At 61.5% G+C, this 1211-nt stretch carries 2 protein-coding genes; both read right to left on the reverse strand.

Going from position 1 to position 1211, the window contains the following annotated elements:
- On the reverse strand, positions 1 to 348 hold a 348-nt coding region (locus tag YA0848_RS35585; RefSeq protein ID WP_198712661.1), incomplete at its 3' end, for an ATP-binding cassette domain-containing protein.
- The coding region (locus YA0848_RS35590; RefSeq protein WP_169903987.1) for a substrate-binding domain-containing protein at positions 345 to 1211 on the reverse strand (867 nt) is incomplete at its 5' end. The genes YA0848_RS35585 and YA0848_RS35590, both read right to left, overlap by 4 nt.

Below are 1211 nucleotides of genomic sequence, written 5' to 3' on the forward strand. Positions count from 1 at the left end.
GCCACGGTTGACCACGCCCCAGCGCGTGGGCAAATGGCCGAGGAACAGGTTCTCGGCCACGCTCATTTCCGGCACCAGGTGCAGCTCTTGGTGAATCACCGCCACGCCGCTGGCGATGCTGTCGGCCGCGCATTTGAAGGCCAGGGTCTGCGCGCCGATATGCAGCGCGCCGCTGCTGGGGATATAGGCCCCGCCGAGGATCTTCAGCAGGGTCGATTTGCCCGCGCCGTTCTCGCCCATCAACGCATGCACTTGCCCGGGCTGGGCGGTAAAACTGATGCCGTCCAGCGCCTTGACCCCGGGAAAGGTCTTGCCGATGCCGTCAAACCGCAAGGCCGCAGCGGTCATTTCCACAGCCCGATCTTGGTCAGTTCTTCCTGGAAGTTGGCGCGGGTGATCAGGGTCACTTCGTCCATGGCGGTGTATTTAGGCGGCTCTTTGCCGGTGGTCACCCACTCGAACATCATCTCGGCGGTTTTGTAGCCTTCGATATGCGGGCTTGGCAGCATGGAGCCGTAGAAGCCGCTGTCGGGTTTTTTCAGTTCGCCGATGGCATCGGTGCCATTGATGCCGATCCCGATCACATTGGCCGCCTTGAAACCGGCCGCTTCAGTGGCGCGCACGCCGCCGAGCACGGTGTTGTCGTTCATACCGCCGATGATCAGGTTTTTCACGCCGCTTGGGAGTTTGACCAGCGCCGAGTTGGCGGCGTCCATGCTGCCCGGTACATCCAGGGTTTTCAGCGGCGCGGTGAGGATATGGTCCGCGGGGATGCCGGCTTTTTTCAGCGAATCGATCGAACCGTCGGTGCGTTTCTTACCGGTATCGAGCTCGTTGAAAGTGGTGATCACCGCGTAGGTTTCTTTCCAGTCCCAACCGCGTTTTTTCGCTTCATCCGCCATGGCCGCGCCCTGCTTCTGGCCTACCTCAAACGCGGCCATGCCCAGGTACGGCACGTCTTCCATAAACTTGCCCTTGGCGTCGACAAAACGGTCGTCCACCGCCATGACTTTCATATCGTTGAGCTTGGCCTTGGCCACAATCGCCGGGCCGAGGGACACATCCGGCGGGCAGATCACAAAACCCTTGGCGCCGTTGGCGGCCAGGCTGTCGATGGCCGACAGGGTCTTCTCGCCGTCGGGCACGGCGATCTTGATCAACTCAAACCCCTTGTCCTTGGCGGCCTTTTCAGCGAAGGCCCACTCGGTCTG

Origin of the sequence: Pseudomonas sp. S4_EA_1b, assembly GCF_016307435.1 — a bacterium.
Taxonomy (GTDB): domain Bacteria; phylum Pseudomonadota; class Gammaproteobacteria; order Pseudomonadales; family Pseudomonadaceae; genus Aquipseudomonas; species Aquipseudomonas rhodesiae.